General features: G+C 65.9%; 3 protein-coding genes. 2 read left to right on the top strand and 1 reads right to left on the bottom strand.

Annotated elements, in window-relative coordinates; all coding sequences use genetic code 11:
- The coding region (gene purL / locus NP3_RS27370) for a phosphoribosylformylglycinamidine synthase subunit PurL (RefSeq protein ID WP_063044485.1) at positions 1 to 1,726 on the top strand (1,726 nt) is incomplete at its 5' end.
- On the top strand, positions 1,723 to 3,501 hold the full coding sequence (locus NP3_RS27365) for an alpha/beta hydrolase (protein WP_063044484.1): 1,779 nt from the start codon (positions 1,723 to 1,725) through the stop codon (positions 3,499 to 3,501). The genes purL and NP3_RS27365, both read left to right, overlap by 4 nt.
- 58 nt (positions 3,502 to 3,559) lie before the next feature.
- Here NP3_RS27365 and NP3_RS27360 read toward each other — a convergent pair whose 3' ends face one another.
- The gene (locus NP3_RS27360) at positions 3,560 to 3,850 is read right to left on the bottom strand and encodes a YiaA/YiaB family inner membrane protein (RefSeq protein ID WP_063044483.1); all 291 of its coding nucleotides are present in this window, start codon (positions 3,848 to 3,850) and stop codon (positions 3,560 to 3,562) included.
- Positions 3,851 to 4,099: the final 249 nt, after the last annotated feature.

Here is a 4,099-nt window from a genome sequence, read left to right as displayed (position 1 = left end):
CAATCCACTGGTCAACGCGCTGTGCGCCGGTGTCATGCGGGTCGAGGATCTGCATCTTGCCTTCGCCTCCGGCGCGGGCAACAAGATCATTCTGTTCGGCGCGCGCACCGGCCTCGACGGCATCGGCGGCGTCTCGGTGCTCGCCTCGGACACCTTCTCCGGTGACGAGTCCGGCACCGGCCGCAAGAAACTGCCCAGCGTCCAGGTCGGCGACCCGTTCGCCGAGAAGGTGCTCATCGAGTGCTGTCTCGAGCTGTACGCGGCCAAGCTGGTGGTCGGTATCCAGGACCTCGGCGGTGCCGGATTGTCCTGTGCCACTTCCGAACTCGCGGCCGCGGGTGATGGCGGCATGCATATCGACCTGACCAGGGTGCCGCTGCGCGCCAAGGGGATGACCCCGGCCGAGGTGCTCTCCAGCGAATCGCAGGAGCGCATGTGCGCGGTGGTCACGCCGGAGAACGTGGACGCGTTCATGGCCGTCTGTCACAAGTGGGATGTGCTGGCCACGGTTATCGGTGAGGTCACCGAGGGCGACCGGCTGGTGATCAGCTGGCACGGCGAGACCGTTGTCGATGTGCCGCCGCGCACCGTCGCGCATCAGGGCCCGGTGTACGAGCGCCCGGTCCAGCGACCGGATTTCCAGGACGCGCTCATCGCCGATACCCCGGACACGCTGCCCCGGCCGAAGACCCCGGAGGAACTGCGCGCCACTGTATTGCAGATGGTCGCCAGCCCGCAGCTGTGCAGCCGCCGGTGGATCACCGAGCAGTACGACCGGTACGTCCGCGGCAATACCGTGCTCGCCGAACACGCCGACGCGGGTGTCATCCGGATCGACGAGGAGACCGGCCGCGGCATCGCGCTGGCCACCGACGCGTCCGGTCGCTACACCAAGCTCGACCCCTACACCGGCGCGCAGCTCGCACTGGCCGAGGCCTACCGCAATGTGGCCACCACCGGCGCGACGCCGAAGGCCGTCACCAACTGCCTCAACTTCGGTTCTCCGGAGGATCCGGGCGTCATGTGGCAGTTCCAGCAGGCGGTGCGCGGTCTCGCCGATGGCTGTGTGGCCCTCGGCATTCCGGTCACCGGCGGCAATGTCAGCTTCTACAACCAGACCGGTCAGGACGCCATTCTGCCGACCCCGGTGGTCGGCGTGCTCGGCGTGATCGACGATGTGCACCGGCGCATCCCGACCGGACTCGGCCTGGAGCCGGGCGAGACGCTGATCCTGCTCGGCGAGACCGCCGACGAATTCGGCGGCTCGATCTGGTCGCAGGTCGCGCACGACCATCTCGGCGGCGTGCCGCCCAATGTCGACTTCGCCCGCGAGCAACTGCTCGCCGAGGTGCTGACTGCGGGTTCGCGCGACGGCATGATCAGTGCGGCGCACGACCTTTCCGAGGGCGGTCTGATCCAGACCGTGGTCGAGGCCGCGCTGGCGGGCGAAACCGGTTGCCGCATTCTGCTTCCCGAGGGTTCGGATCCGTTCGTGCAGCTGTTCTCCGAGTCGGCGGGCCGGGTGCTCGTCGCGGTGCCGCGCTCGGAGGAGACCCGCTTCACCAAGATGTGCACCGCGCGCGAATTGCCGTGGGTGCGCATCGGTGTGGTCGACCAGGGCTCGGATTCCGTCGAGGTGCAGGGCCAGTTCTCGATCACCCTGGACGACCTGCGCGAGGCGCACGAGGGCACGCTGCCGAAGCTGTTCGGAGCCAGTGCCGTTTGAGCGCGCCGGAGGCTGGTGAAGTCTCGGCAGTCCTACGCGGGGGCGTCGGCAAAATCGTCGGCGCCGTCGAGCGTTTCTTCCATCCGAATTACGTCGGCCTCATCGTGGCCACGGTGTTCTTCGGCTGGTCGCTGACACCCTCACTGCTGCCACGGGATTGGCTGTTCGAGGGGCTGGTCAGCGGGATCAATGCGGTCATCGGCTACGGCGTCGGCTGTCTGTTCGAATGGATTTACCGCAAGTGGTTGCGGAAACCGTTGCGTCGCAAGGCCGCTCAGTTGCCCCCCGCTGTCACGCGGGTGTGGGCGAAGCGGCCGAAATGGCTGTCCGGTGCGGTCAAGACCACCATTGTGCTCGCCTGTCTCGGCGTCGCTGTTTTCCTGCTGGTCGAATCGGCCCGCTGGCAGCGCGAAATAACGGCGCTCATGGGCATGGAACCGATTACGACCTCCGGGTTCCTGCGCACCGGCGGTATGAGTGCGCTGGTCGGCGCGATCGTCATCGCGGTGTTCCGGATACTGCGGCGGCTCGTTCGTTCGATCGCATTCGAGCTGATCAGGCGTGCCCATTTTCCGCGCCAATTGGCCGTGCCGACCGGAGTGCTCATCGTGGTGGTCGCGATGGTGCTGCTGTTCAACGGCGTGCTCACCAAAGTCTTTTTCGACGTGGCGAATTCGGCCTTCAGCGTGCGCAACAGCCACACCTCGCCGAATGCCGTGCAGCCGCAGCTGCCGGAGCGCTCCGGCAGTCCGAATTCGCTTGCGGCCTGGGACACGCTCGGGTCCGAGGGCCGCTGGTTCGTCTCGTTCGTGCCGAGCGCGGGCGATATCAGCCAGGTCACCGGAAAGTCCGCGCGCGAACCGATTCGGGTCTACGCCGGATTGGAATCGGCCGACGGACCGGAGGCGCAGGCCGAATTGGTCGCGGCGGAGTTGGAGCGCACCAAGGCATTCGAGCGCAAGGTGCTGGTCGTCGTCACGACGACGGGCACCGGCTGGGTCGATTCGTCCAGCGCCGAATCCATCGAGCTGATGTACAACGGCGACACCGCGATTGCCGCGACCCAGTACTCCTATCTGCCGAGTGTGCTGTCGTTCCTGTCCGATAAGGACAAGGCCACCCAGATGGGAAAGCTGGTCTTCGACAAGGTCTACGAGCATTGGTCGGCCCGGCCGAAGGATGCGCGGCCCAAGCTGCTCGTCTACGGCGAGAGTCTGGGATCCCAGGGCTCCGAAGGTGCTTTCACCGGTCTGGCCGATATCCGATCGAAGACCGACGGCGTGCTGTGGGTCGGACCGCCGAATTCCAACCGGCTGTGGAGTGAATTCACCGCCCGCCGCGATCCGGGCACACCGGAGATCCTGCCGACCTACGCTGACGGACTGGTGGTGCGCTTCTCCGACAGCCGCGCCGACCTGTGGAAGCCTGGGGACAACTGGCTGCCACCCCGCATCGCCTATCTGCAGCACGCCTCCGATCCGGTGGTCTGGTGGTCGCCGGATCTGCTGTTCAGCGAACCGGATTGGCTGCGCGAACCGCGCGGTCCCGATGTGTCCTCGCGGATGGCGTGGTATCCGATCGTCACGTTCTGGCAGGTCGCTGCGGATCTGCCCAGAGCGCAGAGCGTCAGTGACGGACACGGGCACAACTACGGAAATCTGGTTCTGGATGCGTGGGCCGCGATCGCGCAGCCGCCGGATTGGTCGGGCGAGCTGGCGGATCGGATCCGGGAGTACCTGGCCATCTCCTCGGCCCGTGAGCACCAGCTGAAATAGAGCACACACCTGGGCGGGCCCGAACCCCTCGTTGCCGGACTCGCCCAGGTACGCGCCATCAGGCGACGGATTTGAACGGATCGTGCTCGGCCATCAGCTTTTCCATTCGCGCCTCGTCCAAGCGGCGGCTGATGCTGGCCGATTCCTGTTGGTCGCGAACGACCTTCGCCAGGGTGAACGCGCTCGACACCAGGAACAGCACGGACATGCCGAGGAAGCCGCGCTGTGCGATATCGAGTGGCAGGTAGAAGATGCCGACGCCGGTCCCGAAGAAGCTGACGCCGAACGCGATCGCGGCTTGCGCGAGGAAGGCCGAAGAGGTTTTCGGCCGGGCGTTGGGATTACTCATGGATACCGAGTTTGCTGAATGATGGTGGCACCCAACCGCGTAAAACTACTCGAGCGGGGTTGGTAGTTGCCGTTCACATCCACGTGGGAAGACACCTGGATTTCGCCGATCAGGAAGTACTGTGCCGCAGGGCAATACGTCGATCAATCAGAATTCCAACCGAACCCGGCCACCACGGAGCGAGTCTTACGAGCGATGTTCGCGGCCCGTCTCGCGTCCGAGTCGTCGAAGCGCATGCGCCGTAGGCGC

Origin of the sequence: Nocardia pseudovaccinii NBRC 100343 (assembly GCF_001613225.1) — a bacterium.
In the GTDB taxonomy this organism is placed as follows: Bacteria; Actinomycetota; Actinomycetes; order Mycobacteriales; family Mycobacteriaceae; genus Nocardia; species Nocardia pseudovaccinii.
Note: the sequence above shows the minus strand (reverse complement) of the source record. Positions and strands in the feature narration are given on the sequence as shown.

What these genes read in the sequence shown, in the direction of transcription:
- NP3_RS27360 (WP_063044483.1), bottom strand. Translation starts at nt 3,850, where the DNA reads ATGAGTAATCCCAACGCCCGGCCGAAAACCTCTTCGGCCTTCCTCGCG.